Source organism: Mesorhizobium sp. M2A.F.Ca.ET.067.02.1.1 (assembly GCF_004023285.1).
Lineage (GTDB): Bacteria > Pseudomonadota > Alphaproteobacteria > Rhizobiales > Rhizobiaceae > Mesorhizobium.
The window spans coordinates 1-4,000 of sequence record NZ_RZSB01000552.1 but is presented as its reverse complement, the minus strand read 5'-3'; the positions used below and the strand labels follow the sequence as shown (position 1 = coordinate 4,000).

The window sequence follows — 4,000 nt, the reverse complement described above, 5'->3', positions numbered from 1 at the left end:
TGGACAACGCTGAGCGTTGCCCACAGGGTCCACAGGCCGAACAACAAAAACAACCCAGCAGTTCGTGATGAACAAAAGCGTCCACGATGTCCCCGAACACCCGTTCACCTTGTCTCCAGCACAAACAAGAACGGGGAGAAGGAAAGACTGCGCTACATCTTCACCCGTTCCGCCTTCGGATCATACATCGGCTTCAGCGATGCCTCCGCCGCGAAGCGTTCTCCTGCGATCTCCACCTCGTAGGAAGAACCCAGCACGTCCGCCTCGCTCTCACCCTCACAGGGCACATAGCCGAGCCCGATCGCGCCGCCGAGGTGGTGTCCGTAATTGCCTGAGGTGATCGGGCCAACAATCCGGCCGTCGCGCAGAATGGCCTCGTTGTGGAACAGAAGGGGCTGAGGATCCTTCAGGCGGAACTGCACCAGCCGCCGCGACAGGCCGGCTTCCTTCTTCCGGAGCACCGCATCGCGGCCGATGAAGCCGGCTTTGCTGGTCTTCACCGCGAAGCCCAGGCCCGCCTCCAGCACATTCTCCTCGTCGGTGATGTCGTGGCCGAAATGGCGGAAGGCTTTTTCGATGCGGCAGGAATCGAGCGTGTGCAAGCCGCAGAGCTTCAGGCCGACATCGGCGCCGGCCTCGGCGATCGCCTCGAAGACATGGGCGGCTTGCTCGGTCGAGACATAGAGCTCCCAGCCGAGTTCACCGACATAGGTGACGCGGTGGGCGCGGGCCAGCCCCATGCCGATCTCGATCTCCTGGAAGGTGCCGAACGGATTGACCTCGTTGGAGAAATCGTTCGGGCTGACTTTCTGGATCAGTTTTCGCGCCTCCGGCCCCATCACGCAGATCACGGCTTCGGCGGCGGTCACGTCGGTGATGACGACGAACTCGTCGGCGACATGCTTTCTCAGCCAGGCAAGGTCGCGCTGCAGCGTGGCGCCCGCCACGACCAGGAAATAGGCCGTTTCCGACAGCCGCGTCACGGTGAGGTCGCTCTCGATACCACCCTTGGCGTTGAGCATCTGGGTGTAGACGATCCTGCCTGGTGCCACGTCCATGTCGTTGGCGCAGAGCCTTTGCAGGAAGGCGCAGGCATCGCGGCCCTCCACACGGATCTTGCCGAAGGAGGTCATGTCGAACAGGCCGACGCCGTTGCGCACGGCGAGATGCTCCTCACGCTGGTTGTCGAACCAGTTCTGCCGCTTCCAGGAATAGCGGTACTCGCGCTCCTGGCCTTCGCGGGCGAACCAGTTGGCGCGCTCCCAGCCGGCGACTTCGCCGAAGACCGCGCCGCGCGCCTTGAGATGCTCGTGCAAGGGCGAGCGGCGCACGCCGCGCGACGTCGCCATCTGGCGGTAGGGGAAATGGTCGGCATAGAGCAGGCCGAGTGTTTCGGACACCCGCTCCTTGAGATAGCGGCGGTTCTTCTGGAAGGGCTGGGCGCGGCGGATGTCGACCTCCCAGAGGTCGAAGGGCGCCTCGCCGTCGTTGATCCACTGCGCCAGCGCCATGCCGGCGCCCCCGGACGACACGATGCCGATCGAATTATAGCCGGTCGCCATCCAGTAGCCGGCGAGTTCCGGCGCTTCGCCCAGGTAATAGCGGTCGTCGGGCGTGAAACTCTCGGGACCATTGAAGAAGGTGTGGATGCCGGCGGTGCCCAGCATTGGCATGCGGTTGACGCCCATTTCGAGGATCGGCTCGAAATGGTCCATGTCCTCGGGCAACTGGTCGAAGCAGAAATCCTCGCGGATGCCGTCCATGCCCCAGGGTTTTGCGACCGGCTCGAAGGCGCCGAGCATCATCTTGCCGGCGTCCTCCTTGTAGTAGGCGCATTCATCCGGCACGCGCAGCACCGGCAGGCGAGAGAGGCCCGGGATCGGCTCGGTGACGAGATAGAAATGCTCGCAGGCATGCAGCGGAATGGTGACGCCGTTCTGCCGGCCAAGCTCGCGCGCCCACATGCCGGCGCAGTTGACGACGATGTCGGTCTCGATCGTGCCCTGATCCTCGCCCTGCGCCCAGGAGACGCGGGAGACGCGGCCGTTCTTCGTGTGGACCTTGGTGACCTTGACGTTCTCGATGATGGTCGCGCCGCGCTGGCGCGCGCCCTTGGCCAGCGCCATGGCGATGTTGGCCGGGTCGCACTGGCCGTCGAGCGGCAGGTGCACGGCGCCGACCACATCCGAGACATTGAGATGCGGATACATCTCCTTGACCTCGCGCGGCGAGATCTCGCGCACGTCGACGTCGAAGGCGCGGGCGAGCGATGCCTGCCGATAAATCTCGTGCTTGCGCTCTTCGGTCAGCGCGACGGTGATCGAGCCGACCTGGCGCATGCCGGTGCCGACATCGGTCTCTGCCTCCAGCTTGACGTAGAGGTCGGCTGAGTATTTCGCGAGCCGCGTCATGTTCTGCGAGGCGCGCAGCTGGCCGATCAGGCCGGCCGCATGCCAAGTGGTGCCCGAGGTGAGCTGCTTGCGCTCCAGGAGCACGATGTCGGTCCAGCCGAGCTTCGCCAGGTGATAGGCGACCGAGCAGCCGGAGACGCCGCCGCCGATGATGACGGCGCGGGCTTTTGTCGGAACAGTCTTGGTCATGCGGCCTCGCGGCGGTAGTTGGAAGCGAAGCGGCGCAGGCGAAGCGCTGCTTCCTTGAGGATGGGCTCGGGCTGGCAGAGGCTGATGCGGATGTGCCCGGCGGCGGCCTCGCCGAAGCTCGATCCGGGCATGACGCCGACCTTCTCCTTGTCGAGCAGGCCCCAGGCGAATTTCTCGTCGTCGGGCTCGATGGCGGAGATATCGAGCATGACATACATGCCGCCTTCCGAGCCGTGCACGGTGACGTCGTTCATGCCGCGTATGGCATCCAGCATCAAGGCGCGGCGCGCGGCGTAGCGTTCGGCGATCTCTTTCACGCCATAGTGGTTCTCGAGCGCTTCGGCGCAGGCGATCGAGATGAAGGCCGGCAGGCCGTAGGTCGTCACGAGGTTGAGGTCGGTCAGCAGCCGGATCATCTCCGTCGGGCCGGTCAGCCAGCCCATGCGCCATCCCGTCATGCCGTGGCTTTTCGACATCGAGTTGATGACCAGCGTGCGCTCGGCCATGCCGGGCAGCGAACGCGGCGAGATATGCTCGCCGCCGCCGAGCGTCCAGTAGACCTCGTCCGACAGCAGCCAGAGATCATGCTCGCGGCAGATGGCGGCCAACTCCTCCAGCCGCTCGCGCGAATAGACAGCGCCGGTCGGGTTGTTCGGCGTGTTGATCAGGATGGCGCGGGTGTTGGGCCTCCGCGCGGCGCGGATCATGTCCGCACGGGGCTGGAACCCGTCCGCCGCCGGTGTCTCGACCACGGTGAAGGTCGCGCCGGCGGCGCTGAAGGTGTTGGGGTAAGTGGCGTAGTAGGGCGCCACGACGATGGCGTGGTCGCCAGGATCGAGCACGGTCTGCACCGCGGCGTAGAGCGCAGCCTGGCCGCCTTGCGTGGCGATGATTTCGTCCGGTTCCGTCTCGATGCCGGTGCAGGCGGTGGATGCCGCCGCCATCGCCTTGCGCAGGCGCGGCAGGCCGGGCAGCGGCGTATAATGATGGTTGCTGCCGCGCACGGCTTTGACGCAGGCTTCGATCGTTTCCAATGGCGTGTCGAAGTCGTGGTCGCCGACCGACAGCATGATGATGTCCTCACCGGCCTGCTGGCGCGCCCAGGCGGCCGAATGGACCTCCCAGCCGTCCTTGCCCGAAGGAACGATAGCGGTAATGCGCTTCGATGGTGTTGGCATCAGGCTCTCAGCCTCTCGTTCTTCGGATCCCACAGAGGCTCGTCCTTCTGGACGACAGCTTTGAAGCGATCGCCAAAAATCTCGACCTCGACCGCAGTGCCCGGCTCGGTCAGATCGGTGCGCAGCATGCCGAGCGCGATCGACTTGCCGACGCGGTGGCCCCAGCCGCCCGAGGTCGTCTCGCCGACGATCCTGCCGTCATGCCAGAGCGTCGACATATAG

3 protein-coding genes are annotated in these 4,000 nt (G+C 65.2%); all 3 read right to left on the bottom strand.

The annotated features are described in order from the left end of the window. Window positions 1-152: 152 nt before the first annotated feature. The gene (locus EOA28_RS27305) at window positions 153-2,600 is read right to left on the bottom strand and encodes an FAD-dependent oxidoreductase (protein ID WP_128315474.1); all 2,448 of its coding nucleotides are present in this window, start codon (window positions 2,598-2,600) and stop codon (window positions 153-155) included. Beyond that, window positions 2,597-3,778 carry a pyridoxal phosphate-dependent aminotransferase gene (locus EOA28_RS27300; RefSeq protein WP_127386133.1) on the bottom strand — a complete coding sequence of 394 codons (1,182 nt, stop codon included), beginning with the start codon at window positions 3,776-3,778 and terminating at the stop codon, window positions 2,597-2,599. The genes EOA28_RS27305 and EOA28_RS27300 overlap by 4 nt, the downstream gene beginning before the upstream one ends. Then, window positions 3,778-4,000: glycine cleavage T C-terminal barrel domain-containing protein (locus tag EOA28_RS27295; RefSeq protein WP_148670875.1), on the bottom strand; the 223-nt coding region annotated here is incomplete at its 5' end. The genes EOA28_RS27300 and EOA28_RS27295, both read right to left, overlap by 1 nt.